At 67.7% G+C, this 19447-nt stretch carries 24 protein-coding genes; 13 read left to right on the forward strand and 11 right to left on the reverse strand.

Features of this window, described 5'->3' with window-relative positions; all coding sequences use genetic code 11:
• Window positions 1-49: 49 nt before the first annotated feature.
• Window positions 50-1507, reverse strand: coding sequence for an RtcB family protein (locus ACV7GQ_RS10275; protein WP_470310153.1), 1458 nt, complete (start codon window positions 1505-1507; stop codon window positions 50-52).
• A gap of 219 nt (window positions 1508-1726) precedes the next feature.
• Here ACV7GQ_RS10275 and ACV7GQ_RS10280 point away from each other — a divergent pair, with 219 nt between their 5' ends.
• The 3 genes from ACV7GQ_RS10280 (at window position 1727) to ACV7GQ_RS10290 (ending at window position 3128) form a co-directional block, all read left to right on the forward strand.
• Window positions 1727-2251 (forward strand): DoxX family protein, encoded by a 525-nt coding sequence (locus ACV7GQ_RS10280; RefSeq protein ID WP_470310154.1) that lies wholly within the window; start codon window positions 1727-1729, stop codon window positions 2249-2251.
• A 16-nt stretch (window positions 2252-2267) separates the two neighbouring features.
• On the forward strand, window positions 2268-2555 hold the full coding sequence (locus ACV7GQ_RS10285; RefSeq protein WP_470310155.1) for a hypothetical protein: 288 nt from the start codon (window positions 2268-2270) through the stop codon (window positions 2553-2555).
• Window positions 2556-2663: 108 nt separating this feature from the next.
• Window positions 2664-3128, forward strand: a complete 465-nt coding sequence (locus ACV7GQ_RS10290; protein WP_470310156.1) for a redoxin domain-containing protein — start codon at window positions 2664-2666, stop codon at window positions 3126-3128.
• On the opposite strand, the gene ACV7GQ_RS10295 is transcribed toward ACV7GQ_RS10290, so the two are convergent.
• Window positions 3125-3658 (reverse strand): GNAT family N-acetyltransferase, encoded by a 534-nt coding sequence (locus ACV7GQ_RS10295; RefSeq protein ID WP_470310157.1) that lies wholly within the window; start codon window positions 3656-3658, stop codon window positions 3125-3127. The genes ACV7GQ_RS10290 and ACV7GQ_RS10295 overlap by 4 nt on opposite strands.
• A 111-nt stretch (window positions 3659-3769) precedes the next feature.
• Between ACV7GQ_RS10295 and nth the strand changes: the two genes are divergently transcribed.
• The gene (gene nth / locus ACV7GQ_RS10300) at window positions 3770-4456 is read left to right on the forward strand and encodes an endonuclease III (protein ID WP_470310158.1); all 687 of its coding nucleotides are present in this window, start codon (window positions 3770-3772) and stop codon (window positions 4454-4456) included.
• A 9-nt stretch (window positions 4457-4465) separates the two neighbouring features.
• Here nth and ACV7GQ_RS10305 read toward each other — a convergent pair whose 3' ends face one another.
• From ACV7GQ_RS10305 to ACV7GQ_RS10315, 3 genes are all read right to left on the reverse strand, one after another.
• A complete protein-coding gene (locus ACV7GQ_RS10305) occupies window positions 4466-4984 on the reverse strand; it encodes a universal stress protein (protein ID WP_470310159.1) in 519 nt (172 codons plus the stop codon).
• A gap of 90 nt (window positions 4985-5074) precedes the next feature.
• Window positions 5075-5290: a hypothetical protein gene (locus tag ACV7GQ_RS10310; RefSeq protein WP_470310160.1), complete on the reverse strand. Its 216-nt coding sequence runs from the start codon at window positions 5288-5290 to the stop codon at window positions 5075-5077.
• A gap of 48 nt (window positions 5291-5338) precedes the next feature.
• On the reverse strand, window positions 5339-5821 hold the full coding sequence (locus ACV7GQ_RS10315) for a DUF7321 family protein (RefSeq protein WP_470310161.1): 483 nt from the start codon (window positions 5819-5821) through the stop codon (window positions 5339-5341).
• Between the two features lie 86 nt (window positions 5822-5907).
• Here ACV7GQ_RS10315 and ACV7GQ_RS10320 point away from each other — a divergent pair, with 86 nt between their 5' ends.
• From ACV7GQ_RS10320 to ACV7GQ_RS10355, 8 genes are all read left to right on the forward strand, one after another.
• Window positions 5908-6777 (forward strand): DUF7319 domain-containing protein, encoded by an 870-nt coding sequence (locus tag ACV7GQ_RS10320; protein WP_470310162.1) that lies wholly within the window; start codon window positions 5908-5910, stop codon window positions 6775-6777.
• Between the two features lie 61 nt (window positions 6778-6838).
• Entirely contained in the window at window positions 6839-7504 is a 666-nt protein-coding gene (locus tag ACV7GQ_RS10325) for a halocyanin domain-containing protein (RefSeq protein ID WP_470310163.1), read from the forward strand.
• Window positions 7504-7923, forward strand: coding sequence for a DUF7318 family protein (locus ACV7GQ_RS10330; protein ID WP_470310164.1), 420 nt, complete (start codon window positions 7504-7506; stop codon window positions 7921-7923). Before ACV7GQ_RS10325 ends, ACV7GQ_RS10330 begins: the two co-directional genes overlap by 1 nt.
• A 1-nt stretch (window position 7924) precedes the next feature.
• Complete coding sequence (locus ACV7GQ_RS10335; protein ID WP_470310165.1) at window positions 7925-8788, forward strand: ubiquinol-cytochrome c reductase iron-sulfur subunit; 864 nt, start codon at window positions 7925-7927, stop codon at window positions 8786-8788.
• 3 nt (window positions 8789-8791) lie between these two features.
• Window positions 8792-9595 (forward strand): cytochrome b, encoded by an 804-nt coding sequence (locus tag ACV7GQ_RS10340; protein WP_220616649.1) that lies wholly within the window; start codon window positions 8792-8794, stop codon window positions 9593-9595.
• A gap of 4 nt (window positions 9596-9599) precedes the next feature.
• Window positions 9600-10373: a cytochrome b family protein gene (locus ACV7GQ_RS10345; protein WP_470310166.1), complete on the forward strand. Its 774-nt coding sequence runs from the start codon at window positions 9600-9602 to the stop codon at window positions 10371-10373.
• Window positions 10374-10510: 137 nt separating this feature from the next.
• Window positions 10511-10861 (forward strand): DUF7315 family membrane protein, encoded by a 351-nt coding sequence (locus ACV7GQ_RS10350; protein WP_470310167.1) that lies wholly within the window; start codon window positions 10511-10513, stop codon window positions 10859-10861.
• Window positions 10854-11126 carry a DUF7314 family protein gene (locus ACV7GQ_RS10355; protein ID WP_470310168.1) on the forward strand — a complete coding sequence of 91 codons (273 nt, stop codon included), beginning with the start codon at window positions 10854-10856 and terminating at the stop codon, window positions 11124-11126. The genes ACV7GQ_RS10350 and ACV7GQ_RS10355 overlap by 8 nt, the downstream gene beginning before the upstream one ends.
• A gap of 167 nt (window positions 11127-11293) precedes the next feature.
• Here the strand turns inward: ACV7GQ_RS10355 and ACV7GQ_RS10360 are convergent, their stop codons facing one another.
• From ACV7GQ_RS10360 to ACV7GQ_RS10370, 3 genes are all read right to left on the reverse strand, one after another.
• Window positions 11294-11755 (reverse strand): DUF7313 family protein, encoded by a 462-nt coding sequence (locus ACV7GQ_RS10360; RefSeq protein ID WP_470310169.1) that lies wholly within the window; start codon window positions 11753-11755, stop codon window positions 11294-11296.
• 51 nt (window positions 11756-11806) lie between these two features.
• Window positions 11807-12526 carry a diacylglycerol kinase catalytic domain-containing protein gene (locus tag ACV7GQ_RS10365; RefSeq protein ID WP_470310170.1) on the reverse strand — a complete coding sequence of 240 codons (720 nt, stop codon included), beginning with the start codon at window positions 12524-12526 and terminating at the stop codon, window positions 11807-11809.
• 65 nt (window positions 12527-12591) lie between these two features.
• Window positions 12592-13827, reverse strand: a complete 1236-nt coding sequence (locus ACV7GQ_RS10370; protein ID WP_470310171.1) for a digeranylgeranylglycerophospholipid reductase — start codon at window positions 13825-13827, stop codon at window positions 12592-12594.
• A gap of 125 nt (window positions 13828-13952) precedes the next feature.
• Here ACV7GQ_RS10370 and ACV7GQ_RS10375 point away from each other — a divergent pair, with 125 nt between their 5' ends.
• Window positions 13953-15107: a hypothetical protein gene (locus tag ACV7GQ_RS10375; protein ID WP_470310172.1), complete on the forward strand. Its 1155-nt coding sequence runs from the start codon at window positions 13953-13955 to the stop codon at window positions 15105-15107.
• A 13-nt stretch (window positions 15108-15120) separates the two neighbouring features.
• On the opposite strand, the gene ACV7GQ_RS10380 is transcribed toward ACV7GQ_RS10375, so the two are convergent.
• The 3 genes from ACV7GQ_RS10380 to ACV7GQ_RS10390 all read right to left on the reverse strand — a co-directional run bounded on the left by ACV7GQ_RS10380 (window position 15121) and on the right by ACV7GQ_RS10390 (window position 19341).
• Window positions 15121-16491, reverse strand: coding sequence for a cryptochrome/photolyase family protein (locus ACV7GQ_RS10380; RefSeq protein WP_470310173.1), 1371 nt, complete (start codon window positions 16489-16491; stop codon window positions 15121-15123).
• A gap of 211 nt (window positions 16492-16702) precedes the next feature.
• A complete protein-coding gene (locus ACV7GQ_RS10385; protein WP_470310174.1) occupies window positions 16703-17566 on the reverse strand; it encodes a 2-oxoacid:ferredoxin oxidoreductase subunit beta in 864 nt (287 codons plus the stop codon).
• A complete protein-coding gene (locus ACV7GQ_RS10390; RefSeq protein WP_470310175.1) occupies window positions 17563-19341 on the reverse strand; it encodes a 2-oxoacid:acceptor oxidoreductase subunit alpha in 1779 nt (592 codons plus the stop codon). Before ACV7GQ_RS10390 ends, ACV7GQ_RS10385 begins: the two co-directional genes overlap by 4 nt.
• Between the last annotated feature and the right edge of the window lie 106 nt (window positions 19342-19447).

Raw genomic sequence — 19447 nt, forward strand, 5'->3', positions numbered from 1 at the left:
ACACGGGTCGAGACGGCATAGTAGTTTTCGGCTGGCCAACACGACGCCGTCACGAGGTGGCTTTCAGGTTGTGGACGGCGTCCAGCCACTCGACGACCTCGGCGGTGGGTTCGAGCGCCGCGACGATCCGCTCGGCGTCCTTGTAGGCCATCGGCGCCTCGTCGCGGACGCTCTCGACGACGGACTCGGAGTAGACGTCCGCCATCGCGTCGGCGAACGCGTCCATGTCGACCACGTCGTGGGCCTCGCTCCGGCTCATCACCCGGCCGGCGCCGTGCGGGGCGGTCCGGTGGTACGCTTCGTTGCCCTTCCCGCGGGCGATGACCGACCCCTCCGCCATGTTGAACGGGACGACAAGTCGCTGGCCCTCGCGAGCCGGGGTCGCGCCCTTCCGTATCGTCAGGTCCCGGAAGTCGACGTAGTTGTGGACGCTCTGGAACCGGTCGACCGGGTCGACGCCCAGCGCCTCGCAGACGGCGTCGCTCATCAGCTCGCGGTTCCAGCGGGCGTACTGCTGGGCGAACAGCATGTCGACGTAGTAGCCGTGGGCCTCCCGCCCCGCCAGCCAGTCGAGGTCGGTGTCGCGGTCGCCGTCGTCGCCCACGTGCGGGCCGAGCGACCCCAGTGCGTCGAAGGCGTCCTCGATGTCGCTGCCGTCGAGCTCCCGCCGGAGGCTGTCCTTGCGGATGTGGGACTCGCCTTTCCCGCCGGTCACCCACTCGTAGAGGTCGGCGTCGCTCACCGTCTCGGGGTCGAACTTCAGGAACTCGGCGTACTGCTCGGGAATCGCCTCGTGGATGGCGCCGATGGCCCGGCGGTCCGTGGCCTTCGACTGCCAGTACTCCGCGACGGACTTGCCCAGATAGCGCGAGCCGCTGTGGACGACCAGCCAGTAGTCGCCGCTCTCGCGTGCGCGTGCGAACTCCACGAAGTGGTTCCCGCCGCCCAGCGTCCCCGCGCTCCGGATGACGTGACCCATGCCCTGTCGCTGGTCGGCGAGGACGCGGTCACAGAGGGCCTCGAAGTAGTCGCCGTCGTAGCCGTCGAAGTCGAACTCGATGGGGTCGACACGCTCGCCGAACCGCTCGGCGACGGCGTCGTCGAACTGCTCGAACACGCGGTTGGCTCGCTCGAACGGGAACTCGTCGACGAGGTGCGGGGCGTCGTCGTAGTCGTGGACCGACCGGCCCATCGGGACGGCCGCGCGCACCCGACGCTCTCGCTCGGCGTCCGAGAGCGGGAGTTCGGGGCCGAGGTTCGTCGCGGCCATCCCGCAGCCGACGTCGACGCCGACGACGTTGGGGACGATGCGGTCGCCCAGCGGCATCGTGAAGCCGATAGGTGCACCGGCGCCCCAGTGCGTGTCGGGCATCACGCGGACCGGTTCCGTGAACGCGGGGTGATCGACGAGGCGCTGAATCTGGTCCCGACACCCGGCCTCGACCAGCGACTCGTCCTCGACCATCACGCGTGCCGTCGTGTACGCCCCGTCCAGCTCCAGTACCATCTCGATGCTGGGTAGTCGGGTCGGTGTGTTGAACCTCACGGTGGGGTGGCGACCGGGCGCGTCCGCGTTCGACATAAAAACCCACAACCGAACGGGACCGTCTCACCGAACCTGCACAATTCCGCATTCTCAGGCCTTCAGAACCGTTTTCACGGATTGGGAACGCACTTCTGTTTATATGGGGTTGGCCCGCACACATCCACATGTGAGGTAACGACGATGTCCTACCAAGCAACCAACCCCCTGGCCGACGAGTTCGAGCTCGCGCTGGACGGGCCGTTGACGGCGTACTGGCTGGCGTTCCTGCGAGTGGTCACCGGATGGTGGTTCTTCCACGCCGGTGTCACCAAGCTCATCGAGGACGGACTGGCCTTCGGCTACGGGCCGGCCTACCTCCAGCAGATGACCGGCACCGCGCTGGGTCCCATCCCGGTCTGGATGGGGAACAACCTCGCGTGGCTCATCAAGCCGGGCGTCCCGCTGTTCGAGACGCTCATCGGGCTGGCCCTGATGGTCGGCGTCCTGACCCGACTGGCGGCCTTCGGCGGGGTCATCTTCATGACCCTGTTCTGGGTCGGCAACGCGGGCTTCGGGCACGGCCTGGTCAACGGCGACCTGATGGGCCTGCTCCTGTTCGCCACGATGATGGTCGTCGGCGCCGGTCGGTACTACGGCATCGACGCCATCATCGAGAAGTTGGAGTTCGTCCAGAAGCGGCCGAAGCTCCGGTACATACTCGGCTAACGAGGTGACAAAGAACATGACCGACATCATCGACAAGGCGGCAATGGCACTGAGCGGCGGACTGATGCTGCTGGGCATCGTCGGCCTCGGAATCGTGGAGATACTCGCCGGCGCGCCCTACGGGGCGGCCCCGGTGACGAACGACGCGGGCGAGATCGTGGCCACGCCGGCGGTCGACCCGACCATCCGGACCGGCCTCGTCATCGCCGGACTGGTCGTACTGGGCCTGTACGCGGCCTACAAGCTGGCGACCCCGGTCGAAGAGGCCGACGCGGCGAAGGGCCACGAGACGATGGCCGACTGAGGACCACACGCATCCCGATTCTCCCCCGTTGTCCCGACGGCGACGAGCGACCGCTGTCGGCCGACCACTCGCCCGTAGACTTTTCTCCGCGTCGCCCGTCCGACCGGTATGCTCGACGCTGGCGCCGCGGCACCCGACTTCGACCTCGACGGCACCGCCGGTGCCGGGGTCGGTTCCTACCGCCTCTCGGCCGCGAGCGAGCAGGTCCCCGTGGTCGTCGCGTTCTACACGGAAGACTTCGGGCCGGCCTGCAGCACCTACCTCGAGGCGCTCCGCGACACCGAGTGGGGGTCGCTGACCGACGCCGTCGCCGTCTTCGGCGTCGCGCCCGGCACGCTGGACGACCACCGGGCGTTCGCCGCGGACCTCGACCTCCCGTTCCCGCTGCTCGTCGACCACGCGGGCGTCGACGCACAGTTCGGCGTCCAGCGACCGGACGGCACGACCCGGCGCTCGGCGTTCCTCGTCGACGAGCGCTGTCGCGTCCGGTGCTCGTGGGCTGACGACCCGGAGCGGTCGCCGGACGCACCGCCGGACATCGACCCGATACTGGACGCCGTCGCGTCGCTCTAGCCGTCCCACTCGCCTTCGAGCAGGCCGTACAGGTGGACGTCCGCGTGGTCGCCGCGACGGTACCAGTGCTCGCGCAGGACGCCCTCGTGCTCGAACCCGACCTTCTCCAGCACCCGCCGGGACCCCTCGTTGTCCGCGAACGCTCTCGCGTGGACCCGGTGCAGGCGCAGTTCCGCGAAGGCGTACTCGACGAGGGTGCGTGCCGCGTCCGTGGCGTAGCCGCTGCCCCACGCCTCGGGGCGGAGGTAGTAGCCGAGTTCGGCGGTGCCGGCCCGACCGTCGACGCCGCGGAGGCCGACGGTGCCGACCGGGGCACCGTCGACGCATATCAGGAAGTGCACGTCGTCGGCGTCCGGGTCGGTGACGGACTCGACCCACTCGCGCTCTTCGCGCTCGGTCTTCGGGCGGGCGAAGGCGAGTCCCGCGCGGACGTCGGGGTCGTTGATGGTCTCGTAGAGGAACGCGACGTCGTCGTCCTCGACGATGTGGAGCGTCACCTGTTCGCCGTGGAGGAAGGCTGGACCGACCATACGCGCCACGTCGGCGCAGTCGGAGAACAACGTTTCGCCGGGGTGACACGGAGCCACACACCCGCTGCCGGGAGCGATAGCGCAAAGTCGCCCCCGGCCCGTCCTACAGCCATGGGAACACCGCTGGCGAGTCGCGAGGCACAGGCCGAGGAAGTCGTCGAGCGCCTCCACGAGGAGTACCCCGACTCGACCATCTCGCTGAACTACTCGAACCGGCTGGAACTGCTCGTCGCCGTCGTCCTCTCGGCGCAGTGCACCGACGAGCGCGTCAACGAGGTCACGGCGGACCTCTTCGAGAAGTACCGGACGCCGGAGGACTACGCCGCGGCCAGCGAGGAGGAGCTCGCCGACGACATCTACGGCATCACCTTCCACAACAACAAGGGCGGCTACCTGAAGGGTATCGGCGAGACCATCGTCGCCGAACACGACGGCGAGGTCCCCGACACGATGTCGGCGCTGACGGACCTGCCGGGCGTGGGGCGGAAGACCGCCAACGTCGTCCTCCAGCACGGGCACGACGTCGTCGAGGGCATCGTCGTCGACACGCACGTCCAGCGGCTCTCGCGCCGCCTCGGTCTCACAGAGCAAGAGCGGCCCGAGGCCATCGAGCAGGACCTGCTCGACGTGGTACCCGAGACCGAGTGGCAGCAGTTCACTCACCTGCTCATCGACCACGGCCGCGCCGTGTGTGGCGCCCGCTCGGCCGAGTGCGGTGCGTGCGTGCTGGCCGACATCTGCCCCTCGGAGAAGGGCGACAGCGACGTCGACCTCGCCTCCGGCGAGCCCTGGAACTAGCGCTGGCGGTCACGACTCCGTCTCGTCCGCGTGCAGACGGACGGTCAGGACCGGGACGTCGGCGCTCCGGACGACCTTCTCCGTGACGCTCCCCAGCAGGAACCGGTCGATACCGCGCCGCCCGTGGGTGGGCATCACGACGAGGTCGACGTCTGCGTCCTCGGTGTAGTCGAGGATGGCCCGGTACGGGTTCCCGCGGCGGACCGCCGTGACCGTCTCGACGCCGTGGTCCGCGAACGCGTCGGTCGCCGCTGCGACCAGTCTCGTCCCGGCCTCCTCGAGTTCGTCCATCCTGCCGCTGCCCTTCTCGGTCATCCCGGACTCGCGCTCGATGTCGTCGGGTTTGACCATGCCGGAGAAGCCGGCGTCGTCGTCGCGCATCACCAGATGCGACACCTCGTTCTCGCTGTCCGCGACGTAGAGGACGTGCACCGTCGCATCGCACAGCGACGCGAGGTCGATGGTCTGCTCCATGGCCGCCTCGGCACCCGGGCTCCCGTCCGTCGGGAAGAGGATTCGGTCGTACATGTTGTCTCACGAGACAGTTCGCCGGGCGTTGTTGTCAATCTACCGTCGTTTCCGGAGCGCTCCGACGAATCGGGCGGTGGAGAGCGAACCTCACAGGAACACCACGAGTCGCCCGGCGATGGAGAGGACCGAGAGCAACACGAGTGCGACGCCGTCGCGCCGTCCGAGCGAGCCGTGGGTCAGGTAGCGGACGTAGCCCAGCAGGCCGAGGCCGACCACGAGTTTGCACGGCAGGTTCCACGCTACCACGGCGTCGTGGCGGCGCGCGCAGTCGAGGACGCCGGCGGCCGCCGACGCACCGACCATACCGCGTTCTCGTTCGGCGTCGGTAAAGACGGGTGGCGGGGGCGCCGGTCACACGACGTACCGGAGCACGTAGCGGGCCGCGCCGACGACGTACGCCAGCATCCAGAAGACGACGTAGCCGAACACGCCGATACGGAGGCGCGAGCGCCAGTGGCTCATCTGGTCGCCGCCGATCTCGTCCAGCAGCAGGTCCTCGTCGTAGTCGTTGTACAGGTCGTGCTCCCGTTTGGCCCGGAAGATGCGGACGATACCGGTGCCGCCGAACAGGAGGAGCGCGTACGCCTGCAGGCCGAGGTAGGCGTGGACCGCCGACAGCCCGCCCAGCTGTTCGGGCAGCCGGGGCGCCATCCAGACCAGCATCGGCACCGTCGTCAGGACGAGTCCGGTGACGACGAACTTCAGGTGGTGCAGCAGGACGTCCCACGTGACCGGTTCCGTCTCGATGATGTAGTACGCGCCGTAGACGAAACAGGGGAAGCTCAGGGTCACCGACACGAGTACGACAGAGGCCACGACGCCGTCCGACACCATATCGCGGCGTTAGGACAGGACGCGCTAAAACGTGCCGGATACGGAAGGTCAGAAGGCGTAAGTCGGAGGAAACCCTACGCTCGGCAATGGCAGACTCCGACTCGACGTCGCCCGAGGCGGACGCTGACACGGACAGCGACGCCGACCGGTCGCGGCCCGCGCAGGCGGCGAGCGAGGGGCAGGAGACGGACGACCTCGACACCGAGGCGCTCCGGAAACAGGTCGAGGAGAAGTACGACTTCGACAACTTCGGCCCGGCCGACATGGCCGACATGACCGCCGAAGAGTGGGACGTCGCCTTCGACGAGGACTCCTGGATCACCGGCGACGAACTGCTCGACCGGGTGACCCGTGACCTCCGGAACCGCGTCTCCACCCGCGACGTGTTCGCCCGCGTGGAGCGCCACCAGAACCCGCCGCGGGTGCTGGCGTACTCCGACGAGGGGTACGCCATCGTCTATCCGGACGGCAGCGTCGAGGGCGAGGGGACGGTCCTCCGCGACGTGAAACCGACCGTCGCGCTGTCGTCGATGGACTCCTACGACGTGCCCGAGACGGTCCCCGACAACCCGCTCCCCGACCCCGAAGCCGTCCCGGAGGGCGGCGGCGAACTGGGCAACCGGATGTTGCAGGTCATCGCCGGGGCGCAACTGCTGGCCGGCCTCGGTCTCCTCGCCGGCGGCGTCCTCTCCGTGGCCGGCGTCGTCGGCGGCCCGGGCACGAACGTGGTCGCCCTGTTCGTCGCCGGCCTCGCGTTCGTCGGCATCGCGCTCGTGCTCTTCTTCACCGTGGCGAACGCGCGACTGTCCGACAAGTTCCGCGCCGAGGAGTATCGCGACCGGCTCAGGGCGGTCGGTCTCGAAGACGGCGAGCGACCCGACTTCGTTCCCGAGCTGACCCCCCAGAACGGAGGGGACGAGACGGAGCGCGACGAACCCGACGAAGCCGGGGCGTGACGGTGCCTGCGGGCGGTATCCGGTGGGTTTATACAAACACAGTCCTGACTTCGGGACGTACATGAACAGGCGGGAGTTCGTCCGGACTGCAGGGGGTGCCGCAGGCGCTGCGGCCACCCTCGGTGCCGCCGGCACAGCCGCTGCCCAGGAAGAGGGCGGCGGTGGCGGCGGCCAGACAGCCCCGGACTACGGCGGCTACCTCGATCAGGTCGGTAACTTCTCCGGCCCCACGAGCACTGTCGACGCGACTGGACAGGACACTGCCACAGTCGAGGTCGGTGTCAACGCGAACGGCGGGGCCTACGGGTTCGGCCCGCCGGCCATCCACGTCGACAACGGCGCGACCGTCCAGTTCGAGTGGACCGGCAACGGCGGCGGACACAACGTCGTCTCGGACGGCGACGGTCCGCTGGACTCCGGGTCGCCAGTGGCCTCCTCCGGCGTCAACTACGAGCACACGTTCGAGAGCGACGGCATCTACCCGTACTACTGCGCCCCACACGAGGGGCTCCAGATGAAGGGCGCCATCGTCGTCGGCGAGGAGTACCCGACCCAGACGATCGGTGGCGGCGGGCCGCAGGAGGTCAACCCGCACGAGGCCGGAGTGCCGATTCAGCCCCACTACGTCGGCTTCGGTGCCGGGCTGGCGGTCGTCATCCCGCTCGTGTTCACCTTCTTCCAGCTGAAGTACGGTGAATCGCCCCACACCAGCGGAGGGAACAACTGATGGCGTCCGAGGGCTCCACCTACGGCGACATCCACCGCTACGAACCGCCGCGGGAGAGCACCGCGGCCGCAGTCGGTATCGTCCTGCTGACGGTCATCCAGGTCGTCCTCGTCGGCCTGTTCACCTACGGGATGCTCACCGGCTGGGCGTCCGGTATCGGGACGTCGCTGACGGTCCGACTCATCGAGGCCAACATGTTCCTCGGCGGCGTCCTGACCGCCATCTTCCTCGATCTGGCGTTCATCATGCTCCTGTACCGCAAGGAGTTCCTCCCGGACGTGATGATCGTCAAGAAGCGCCGTCGCAAGTGGGAGGACCTCTACATCCGACAGGAGGACGTCGACGGGACGACCCTCGCGGACGAGGACCAGCTAGTCGAGACCATCAAACGCGCAGTCTACCCCTACTACAAGAAGTAATATGCCACTAGACGAAGACAAGTATCCAGCCGAGACTGGTCGACGTCGCTTCGTGAAGGGCGTCGTCGGCAGCGCGGCCCTCTCCAGCGTCGGTGTCGGCGGGGCCGCCGCCGTCGACGCGACGACCGACGCCGCCGGCGAAGGTGGCGGGACGACGACGTTCGTCGGCGTCGAGAACATCGACGGCCCAGCACCGCGCGGGATGCCCATCATCCCCATCGAGATCAACGGCGGCGAGATATCGGGCATCTGGCCCGAGTTCGACCCCGACGCCGGGGTCGCCATCGCACGGGACTTCGGCGGCAGCGGCATCGACTACTCCTCGGCCTGGTTCCAGTACTGCGGCATCCAGAGCTCCGAGGGTATCTACCCGCAGGCCGAGCGCAACAACACCTTCCTCAACAGCCCCGGGTCGTTCGCCTGGCAGGGCGAGGTCGAGCAGGGCACGCCCCTCACCGTCGACATGTTCGAGGACTACAAGGAGTGGGGCAACGGCATCGGGAAGGCCGGCCTCGGGAAACCGGCGAGCGCCAACTGGCGCGCCGGCGACGAGGGCGGCGGCGTGCCGGTCCAGATCCTCCGCTCCGTCGAGATAGAGAAGATGGCCAACGGCGAGGGGAAGTACGCCGAGCTGCCGAACAGCATCAAGAACTTCGTCTCCGAGGCCACGCAGGACGGGTTCATCGCCTGGCTCAACAAGTGTACGCACTTCTGCTGTGTCCCCGGCTTCAAGACACAGGAGGGGAGCGCGAACTTCGGCGCCGAGGACCGGATCTACTGCCAGTGCCACCAGTCGGTGTACAACCCGTTCAGCCCGGTGCAAAAGCAGTTCGTGGCGCTCCCACGCCCGCCACAGGAGGGGTAACCCATGAGCCTAGAACGCAAGGACGAACACGATCACAAAGGCTGGATGGAATCGCGCGAGCTGTCGCCACTCGAATCGATATACCTCACCACGCTCATCTGGCTCGACAAGCGTCTGCGTGTCGTCGACTACCTCGAGATACTCGAGGACCTGTACTACAAGGTCAACATGCAGATGCCGAAGAGCCACACCGAGCAGTACAACCTCGACAACAAGTTCTGGTACTGGTACCCGCTGTACGCGCTCGGGTCGTTCTCGACCATCGCGTACGTCGTGGCCGCCATCTCCGGCGCGTTGCTCGGGTTCTACTACGCCCCGGCCGCCGCGGCCGCCGACGGCTCCCCGACCGTGGCGTACGACTCGGTGATGCTAATCATGGGGCAGTTGAACCTCGGCTACTTCCTGCGCTCGGTCCACCGCTGGGCCGCACAGGTGATGGTCGCCGCGGTGTTCCTCCACATGCTCCGCGTCTACTTCACGGGCGCGTACAAGGAACCCCGCGAACTCAACTGGCTCATCGGCATCATCCTCATCTCCCTGACGCTGGTGTTCGGGTACACGGGGTACCTGCTCCCGTGGAGCCAGCTGTCGTTCTGGGCCGGCCAGATCGGCGTCGAGATGTCGCTGTCCATCCCGCTCATCGGCGAGTGGGTCGCACAGCTGATGTTCGGGGGGTTCACCCTCTCACAGTCCACGTTGCAACGGATGTACATCCTGCACGTGTTCTTCCTCCCGTTCATCACGACGGCGCTCATCGCCGTCCACATCGGCATCGTCTGGATGCAGGGCATCGCGGAACCACACTGATACAATGAGCGACAACGACTCCACCGACGACGAGGTTCGCACAGACGGCTCGGGCGGCGGCGGTATCGTCGCACCGGACGACGAGACGCCGACGTGGTCCGAGCGCAAGCAGCGCTCCCAGGGCCTCTCGCGGCTCACCTACGAGTACTTCGAACGGGCGCGCCGCGAGGACCAGGACCTGCGCCAGCAGTCCGACTACGTCGAGCGCGACGTGCTTGCGTTCCCGGCGTGGCCCCACGAGATGATCCGGAACCTGGCCCTGACGAGCTTCTTCGTCGGGATGATCCTGTTCCTCTCGGCGACGCTCCCGCCGGAGATGCCGAACCCGGCGAACTCCGCCGTGACGCCGGCCATCATCCTGCCGGACTGGTACCTCTACTGGTCGTTCGGCCTGCTCAAGCTCGGTCCGCTGAACCCCAACCTCGCCATCCTCGGCGGGGCGAAGCTGATGGCCGACCGGACCTACGGTGTGCTCGCGAACGTCGTCGTCGTCGGCTTCGTCGCCATCGTCCCGTTCATCAACAAGGGGTCGGCGCGCCGTCCCGTCGAGCAGCCGTTCTGGGCCGCCGTCGGCATGGCCGGCGTCATCTTCAGCCTGACCATCGCCGCGCTGTCCATCAAGAACCTCATCCCGATGGACTCGCACCTGCTGTTCGACCTGACGTTCCTCCTCCCCATCGTCGCCGGGACCATCACCTACGCGGTGCTGAAGACGATGCGCGAGGGCTACATGTTCGACCTCAACCGCCGGTACTACCGGCTCCGGCCGCCGAAGTAGGCCGCCGTCTTTCTCCCGCCTTCGTCGTCGTATCGCCGGTTCCCCCCGGTCGCCGTCCATTCTTCTGACCGAGCCCACGGGACCCGACACGCACCCGTCTCGCCGCAGTAAAGTACCTTGCGCCCCTAGCCTGCGTGATGACCGAGGACCAGTCGGGCGTGCCGAGGGAGACCGAGGGCGCGGAGGAGGCGGGCGTGCCCGACGCCGGCCACTCCCGGGACGTCGTGGTCCCGCTCCGCGTCTACAAGACCGTCACGGTGTTCTCGACGCTCATCGCCGTGTTCAGCGTCGTGGGCGGGTTCATCCTCGTCGACGTCGCGACCAACAGGGCGTCGGCGCCGGCCTCGGAGATAGACGTCCCGGTGGCCATCGCCGGCGTCGGCCTCATCCTCCTGGGAGCCGTCGTGTACGCCTTCTCGACGCGCTTTCGCACCGAGGAGATGGGAAAGTCTAAAGACGACGCTGACGAACTATCCGATAATGGCTGACGAGTTCATCAAAGGGTTCGGCGCGCTGATGGTCGGCGGACTCGGTTGGATGACCATCGCCGGATGGTACCGGACACCGAGCTTCGAGGGCGCACAGCTCATCGGCGAACTGCCTCCGGCCGAGTCGCGGACCGTCTTCGACAGCATGGCCATCGCGATGATGGACGTGTTCTTCTGGTTCGCCGTCTTCGGCGCGCTCACGTTCTGGGTGCTCATCCCCCTCATCGGTGAGCTCCGCGAGTACCTCGACGAGCGGTCCGCCTGAGTCGGCGGTCGGTCTCCTTTCTGCTCCGAATCGCGCTACGTGTCGTCAGTGAGGGGTACGGCTCGACCTGTGACCACTGTAGGAGGAGCCGTGGCTACCCGGATACGAGCGATGACGGCCGGCACAGGAGAGCGACGGCGAAAACTGGAGCGGCGACGACGGCCCGCTCAGACGATGGCGGACCAGGGGCCCTTGATGACCCAGAAGAGGCTCTGGTAGCCCGCGTACATGAAGACGACCACTGCAGCGACCAGTGCGCCCTTCGGTCGTTCGAGGGCAAGGTCGCGGCGCGCTTCGACCTTCCGGGACTCGAACTCGAAGAAGTCGGTGATGACCATCCCGAGGACGAGCACCGAGAGGACCATCCCGCCGTGGTGGGCGAGGGTCATGTAGTAGAACGACGTGACGACCAGCAGGACGTTGCTCGCGACGTGGACCGGGTGCCGGCTGATGGCTTCGGCCCCCCCGTCGTCGTACTGGGTAGTGTAGCGTCTGTGTGCCACCATACGCGTCAGGAAGTTGCCAACCACCAGCGCCAGGAGGATGTACTCGACGACGAGCACGTCCCCCGGACCGGTGGCCCCCATGATGGTGTCCAGTGGCCCGAAGAGGGTTACGGATGGCTGCATACGCAAACCTCTGTCCGAGGGCCATTAGTGTCTTTCCAATCTCGGCAGGAATCAGGCGAAGCGAGAGCGACTCTCGTCGACGACGGCGACGCGCATCGCCCCGCTCCGCGAGAGGGTGACGGTCTGTCCGCAGGCGACGGTGCCCTCGTGGACGCCGTCCACGTACAGCGCGACGGTGGCCTCGTCCCGCTCGACGGAGACGGTGAGGTCGTCGAGCGGCAGCACCCAGTGGTCGGGGTTGGTCGCGAACGGGGCGATGGGCGCGGCGACGCCGGCCCCGGCGACGGGGGCCACCACCGGGCCACCGACGCGGCGGGCGTACTCCGGCGACCCGGCGGGCGTCGCGACGGTGACGCCGTCGGCGCGGAACTGCCCGACCGAGTCGGTCGGCGTCTCGACGGCGTACTCCGAGATGCGAGCGGCGTCTGCGGTGACGGCGGTCACGTCCCACACCGCCCGCCCGACGACGTGGCCGTCGGTCGTGACTGTCACCACTGGATGGCGGTCGACGTGGCCGTCGTCCATCCCTCGCACGGCCGCCGGCACGGCGTCCCGCGTCACCGACCGGACGCCGCGACCGGCGTCGACGGGGAGCACGAGCGGGTCGTGGTCGCTGGTGCCGACCCCGGCGACGGCCGTCTGACCGACGGCGACGACCCGCTCGGTCGCCGGCGGGTCGGCCGGTGACCCGGTCTCGACGGAGACGCCGGCGTCGCGGAGTCGATCGGCCACGCTCTCGTCGCCGACGACACCGAGCGCGCTGTCGCTCATTGTCGGACGGTTCGGGCGGCCGGAGAAAAAGTTGCCGCACTGGGCCACGGCGTGGCGAGAGCCGGTCAGTTCGACAGTCGCCGTCGGGCGTACTTCGCGAGGAGCGGGACGTCCGAGAGGTGCGCGAGTTTCGTGATGGCCCGCCGGTCGCCGTTGTTTATCTGTGTGAGCGTGTCCTCGTCGGTGCTGCGGAGGTCGGCCATCAGCTGGTCGTACCGCTCGTTCGGCGCGAGATACAGCAGCTCCGTCATCATCAGGCGAGCGCGGTGTTTCGGGGCGACCTGGCTGTGCCAGAGCTGGTCGTAGACGGAGAGCGACTCCGCCGAAGTGTCCGGCGTCTCCGGGGTGAGCGCCGCGTCCACCGTCGCGGCGGCGGCCCGGGCGGACTTCATGCCCTTGTGGATGCCCTCGCCCCAGAGGGGGTCGATGGACGGGACGGTGTCGCCGATGGCCATGAAGTTGTCCGTGCTGAGCGACTTCGGCGGCTGGATGTGGGCCGACCCGCGGTGGGCCTGAGTCCCCTCGATCCGCTCGGCGTCCTCGAAGCGCGGGTCCGTGTCGAGCCAGTAGTCCAGATAGTCGTCGATGCCCATCCCGTCTTTGGCGTACTCGTGGTGGGAGGCGTTCTGGATGTAACAGAGGCCGACCTTCGCGGTGTCCTCGCCGGTGTGGAAGATCCACGAGTAGCCGCCGGGGGCGAGGTCGTGGTCCAGGCGGAGCATCATCGTGTCGCGCAGGTCGGCGTAGCCGTCGTGGTTCATGTCGACGTTCTCGAACTCGTACTCGATACCGATGGCCTGCTTCTCCCGCTTGAGGTCACAGACGCCGAGTTTCTTCGCCAGGGGCGCCGCGGGCCCGGTGGCGTCGATGATTACGTCGGCGTACACCTCCTCGTCGCCGTCGTAGCGGACGCCGACGATGTCGCCGTCCTCCATGATGGGCGCGGACACCCGCGAGTCGAAGCGGTAGGTCGCGCCCTTCTCGCGGCTGTCGCGCACGAGGAACCGCTTGAACTCCGCGAACTCCAGCACGGCCCCGGTCTGGGTGCGGACGTAGTGGTCGTTCGGCGATTCGAGGACCACCTCGTCGGTGTACTGCATGACGACATCGTCCGGGATGGCGAAGGAGGTCATCGCGGAGGGGAAGGTCCCGGCGGTCGACTTGTTGCTCTGACGTGGGAACTCCGATTCCTGCTCCGTCTCGAGTACCAGCACGTCGTAGTTCCGCTCGGCAAGGTCCCGGGCGCACTGCCCACCCGCGGGCCCCGCCCCGGCTATCACCACGTCAAAGCGGTCGCGCATGGTTGTGGGTTACTCGTGTGCGTAATCAGTCTTGCTTTATCCACTGCCCGCGAGGCCGGCGGCGTCTCTCGAAAGCGTAAAGGAGCCACCCGTCACACCAGTTGCCAGACGCGGGGAGACGATACATGGTTCTCAAAACAGGTGCCGGTGTGCTGGCCGATAGGCCGAGGTTACCGACCGCCGTCCGGTCGGTGTTGGGGTACTACGCCGACTCCGGCGTGTTCGACTACGCCAGCCTCGCCCTCAAGTCCGAGATCGACGACCGAACCGAGCGGATGATGGCCGACGTCTACGACCGGGTCGAGGCCGCGCTCGAGGCGGAGTTCGGTCGGCCGGTGTCGTTCAGCTACGACACCAAACTCATCCTGCCCGCACAGTTGACGCTGGGGTACGTCTACCGCGAGGCCCGCCGCGAGGCCGACGACGACCCGGTCACCGAGGAGATAGCCACCGGCGTCCCGCCAGTCGAACGCGGCGCGCTGGACGGCGACACGCCGGCCCTCTCGCCGCGCGAGATGGTCGTCCGGGCCGAGCAGATGACCCGCCTCTCCATCGAGGCGCTCGTCGACGGCGACATGCGCGACGCCATCAACGACGACGAGTTCGAGGACTTCGAGACGGACGTCGACGTCGACCCCCGCCGGGTGGCCGAGACGGCACAGGCGGCCCTCCAGTCCCACCTCGACGGCCTCTTAGACGAGATGCCGTCCATCGTCGCCGACGCCTACCAGTGGGCCGTCGACTACTCCGAGGCCCACCAGGACCGGGACGAGTACTTCAGGGAGCTGCTGGAAGCGGCCGAGGCCGGCGACGAGAGCGCACGCGAGGCCATCCGCGAGGAGTACAAGTTCGCCGACTACGACGAGGACCCGGCGACGCTCACCGGCGCCGAGAAGGACCTGCCGTACAGCAAGACACAGTACGCCCGCGTGGGCGTCATCTACGACGGGATGTTGGACCTCTACCGGCTGGCGGGACTGGACGTCGACGACGACTTCGCGAAGGCCATCGTCCTCGCCATCATCGGCGCGCAGGTGTGGCTGGACGACGTCGACGACTACGCCGACGACCGGGCGGAGGGCCAGTTGACGCCCGTCACCGCCGAGTACGTCCTCGCGCCGGACGACCGGGCGGCGTACAACCGCGTCGTCGACGTCACCGAACAGTACCTCGACCTCGCGAAGGAGTACGCGACGGCGGCCGACTCGCCGCTGACCGGCATCGCCGTCGAGTACATCTACCGCTCCGGCGACCCGGGCGTGTTGCCCGGCCACCACTGACCGCCCGGCCTGACTACCGCTTGCCGAGCGCTCGCTCGAACACCCGCTGGGCGCGCTCGTAGGCCGCGTCCCGGTCGACGATGGGGTGTGGGTAGTCCGGGGCCAGGTCCTCGCGCTCGGCGTCCGAGAGCGTCGGCCAGTCGACGATCTTCGAGGCCGGCACCCCGCGGAGTTCGGGGACGTACTCGGTGACGTAGTCGGCGCCGCCGTCGTACTTCGCCATCTGGGCGACCGGGTCGAAGATGCGCACGTCGACGGAGTCGGTCCCCGTCGAGGCCGTCCACTGCCAACTGGCGTAGTTCGATGCCGGGTCGTGGTCGACCAGTTGCTTCGTGAAGTAGCGCGCCCCCTTCCGCCAGTCGACGAGGAGGTGCTTGGTGAGGAAGGAGGCGACGTTCTGCCGGGGCCGGTTGTGGACGTACCCCTCTCGCTCGAGCTGGCGCATCCCAGCGTCGACGAGCGGATACCCCGTCTCGCCGCGTCGCCACGCCGCGAGGTGCTCGGGGTCGTTCTCCCACTCGATGGGGTTGGGGAACGACGTGTAGTTCTCCGTCAGCAGCGTCGGCGTGTGGTACAGCAGGTGGTAGCTCTGCTCGCGCCACGAGAGCTCGTAGCGGTACTTCTGGACCTGTCGCTTCTGGTCGGGCCCGACGTCGGCGTGGCGTTCGCTGGCATCGCGCCACAGTTCGCGGATGCCTATCATCCCGGCGGCGATGTACGGCGACATCCGGGAGACGGCCCCCACCGGTCGCTCGACGGCCGCTCGCATGTCGTCACGGCTGTCGCTGTAGGTCTCGATGCCGTCGGCGAGGAACTGCTCCCAGCGTTCGCGTGCGCCCTCGTAGCCCGCGGGCGGGAGGTCGAGGTCGGCCTCGATGGCGGGCGCCGTCCTGGAATCGGAGACCTCTGCAAGCGAGTCGCCGTCGGGCGGCTCGGCCGGCGGCCGCTTGTGGTGGGCCTGCCAGTCGTCGTAGAACCGACTGTGGTTCTCGTAGCGGTCGTCGAGGGCGGCGGGGTCGACCAGCAGGAGGTCCGTCAGCGACGTCGTCGGCACGGCGTCGTCGACCCGGCGCTGGCGGTTCCGACGTGCCGGGCGGTAGTGGTCGTTGTAGAACACCCGGTCGGCGTCGAACTCGTCGACCACGTCGGCGAGGACGTCGGCGGCCGGACCGACCCGGACCAGCAGGTCGCCTCCGCGCGCTCGATAGGCGCGCTTCAGCGCCCGAACGCCCTGCATGAAGAACGCTCGCTGGCGCTTGCCGACCGTGTTCAGGACGTCCGTGTCGACGACGTACACCGGGAGGACGGAGTCCCCCTCCGCGGCGGCCGTCAGCCCCCGGTTGTCCGGGATTCGCAGGTCCCGTTGATGCCAGAAGACGTGCATACCAGTATGTGGGGCCGCGTGCATATGGGTCCGGACCCAATCCAGTTGTGTGTGCGACGGCGTGGCAGTGAGAACGACGGGGTAGCTGGGAGACTGTGCGGTCGCGGATACCGTGCCCAACTCACCGCGTCGCCGCGGGTTCGGCCGTTTTCGCCCGGGGTCGAGCGCTCACCCGTGGCGAGGGAGAGTCCCCGGGGCGTAGATATGGGGTCTAGTAGAACTCGCGGACGAGGTCCATCGCACCCTCGGGGGCGCCGTCGGGAATCTCGGCCATGGAGTCCTCGATGCCCTCCCGCTGTTCGAACGGCACGGAGTCCTCGTCCTGGTAGAGCACGCCCATGTACTCCTTCTCGCTCTCCAGGATCTTGTCCTTCGCCTGGTCGCGGTCGCCCGCGTCGTGGTCCGTCTCGTCCAGATCCACGATGGTGTCACGGAAGTAGTCGTACGTGTCGACGTCGTTGAACGTGACACACGGCGAGTAGACGTTGACGAAGCCGAACCCGTCGTGCTCGATGGCCTGCTGGACGATCTCGGCGTGTCGCTGGGAGTTCGAACTGAACGACTGGGCGATGAACGTCGCGCCGGAGGCCAGCGCCAGCGCCTTCGGGTTGACCGGGGGCTGTTTCGGGCCCTCCGGGGTCGTCCCGGTCTCGAAGTCCTCGCGCGAGGTCGGCGAGGCCTGCCCCTTGGTCAGCCCGTAGATGCGGTTGTCCATCACGACGTAGCTCATGTCGACGTTCCGGCGCACCGCGTGGATGAAGTGGCCCGCACCGATGGAGTAGCCGTCGCCGTCGCCGCCGGCGACCATCACTTCGAGGTTCGGGTTGGCCATCTTCACGCCGATACCGACCGGCAGTGCGCGGCCGTGGACGCCGTGCAGCGCGTAGCTGTGCATGTACGTCCCTATCTTCCCGGAACAGCCGATGCCGGCGACCACGAACGTGTTGTCGGGGTCGTTGCCCGTCTCGGCCAGGGCCTTCATCATGCCGTTCATCGTCCCGAAGTCGCCGCAGCCGGGACACCACGTCGGTTGCTTGTCGGACTTGAAGTCTGTGAATCGAACGTCTGAGCTCATTCTGCTTCGACCTCCGTTGTCGTGCCCGCGTCGCCAGCGAGCGTCTGTTTGATCTCCTCAGCCAGTTCGTCGGCCTTGAACCGCACGCCGGTGTACTTGTTGATGCGGTCGACCCGTTCGAGGACGTCGTGTTCGACGACGTCGGCGAACTGGCCGGTGGCGTTACACTCGACGACGATGACGTCGTCGGCCGCCTCGACCTCCTCGGTGAGGTCCGGCCGCGGGAAGATGTACGGCACCGAGATGAACCGGATGTCGTAGCCCTCCTCTTCGAGGAACGTCAGGCCTTCACGCATCGCGCCCTCGTTCGAGCCCCAGGAGATGACCAGCGTGTCCGCGTCGGGGTCGCCGTACTCGCGGTAGTCGAACTCCTCCTGTTCGCGGGCGGTCTCGACCTTCCGGTTGCGCTTGTCGACCTGCTCGACGCGGACCTCGGTGTCCTCGGTCCGGCGGCCGAGTTCGTCGTGTTCGAGGCCCGTGGTCATGTGTGCGCCGTCGGTGGTGCCGGGGAACGCCCGCGGCGAGACGCCGTCGGCGGCGGGGAAGTGCGCCTGGAAGCGGCCCTTCTCGTCGAGCCACGCGTCGATGTCGTTCTCGTCGACGACCTTGCCGCGGTCGACCTCGACCTCGTCCATGTCGAAGGTCTCCGGGGAGAACGTCTGCTCGGTGACCGCCATCGCGAGGTCGGAGACGAGGAACACCGGCGTCTGGTACTTCTCGGCGAGGTTGAACGCCTCGACGGTCTTCCAGAAGCACTCGGAGATGTTCGTCGGCGCGACGACGAAGCGGGGAATCTCGCCGTGGCCGCCGTACAGCGTCATGTTGAGGTCGCCCTGTTCCTGTTTCGTGGGCATCCCCGTCGAGGGGCCGCTCCGCATCACGTCACAGATGACCAGCGGCGTCTCGCTGGTCGCGACGAGCCCGAAGGTCTCGGTCATCAGGTCGATGCCGGGTCCGGAGGTGGCGGTCATCGACCGCGCGCCGGCGCGGGCCGCGCCCAGCGCCATGTTGATGGCCGACAGCTCGTCTTCGGCCTGGACGACCTTCCCGCCGAACTGGTCGATGCGGCCGGTGAGGTACTCCATCACGTCCGTGGCCGGTGTGATGGGGTACCCGGCGTAGAACCGACAGCCGGCGGCGATGGCGCCCATACCGATGGCCTCGTCGCCGTTCAGGAGGACGTAGTCCTGGTCGGTGGTTTCGAGGTCGTAGCCGAACTCGTGGTCGAACTCCTCCTGGACGTACTCCTGGCCCATCCGCGCGGCCTGCTTGTTGTTCTCGACGATGGCCTCGCCCTTGTCGCCGAAGCGCTTCTGGAGGCTCTCGTCTAAGTTCTCGATGGGGAAGTTCGTCACCTCGCAGGCCGCGCCGAGCGCGACGACGTTGAGCATGATGGCGCCGCCGGCGTCCTCGGCGAGGCGCTTCAGGGGGACTTCCAGCGCGGTGGCGTCGCCGGGCACCTCGACGTCCTGCATGGTGGTGCGCTCGCCGTCGTAGATGATGACGGAGTCGTCGTGCAGTTCGTCCTCGTTCTCGTGGATGGTGCGCTCGGTCAGCGCGATGAGGATGTCGAGGCGGTCGACGACGCTCTCGACGCGGTCCACCGCGGTCCGGACCTTGTAGGCGGTGTATCCGCCGCGGATACGTGAGGCGAAGTCCTTCGACGTGAAGACGTGTCGACCGGCCCGGGAGAGCGCCTGTGCGAAGATCTTCCCGGTCGAGTCGATTCCATCGCCGGCCTCCCCGCCGATGGCCCAGTTGAGGTCGTCTGGCATACTACCGCATGGGTAGCAAACCGGGGGTGAAAAGGCTTCTGTGTGCGCCCGCGCGCGTGACTGCCCGATTCCGTACCGACGGGGGCTTCTTCCGGCAGAATCAACC

It is taken from the genome of Haloarcula sp. MBLA0163 (assembly GCF_055632435.1).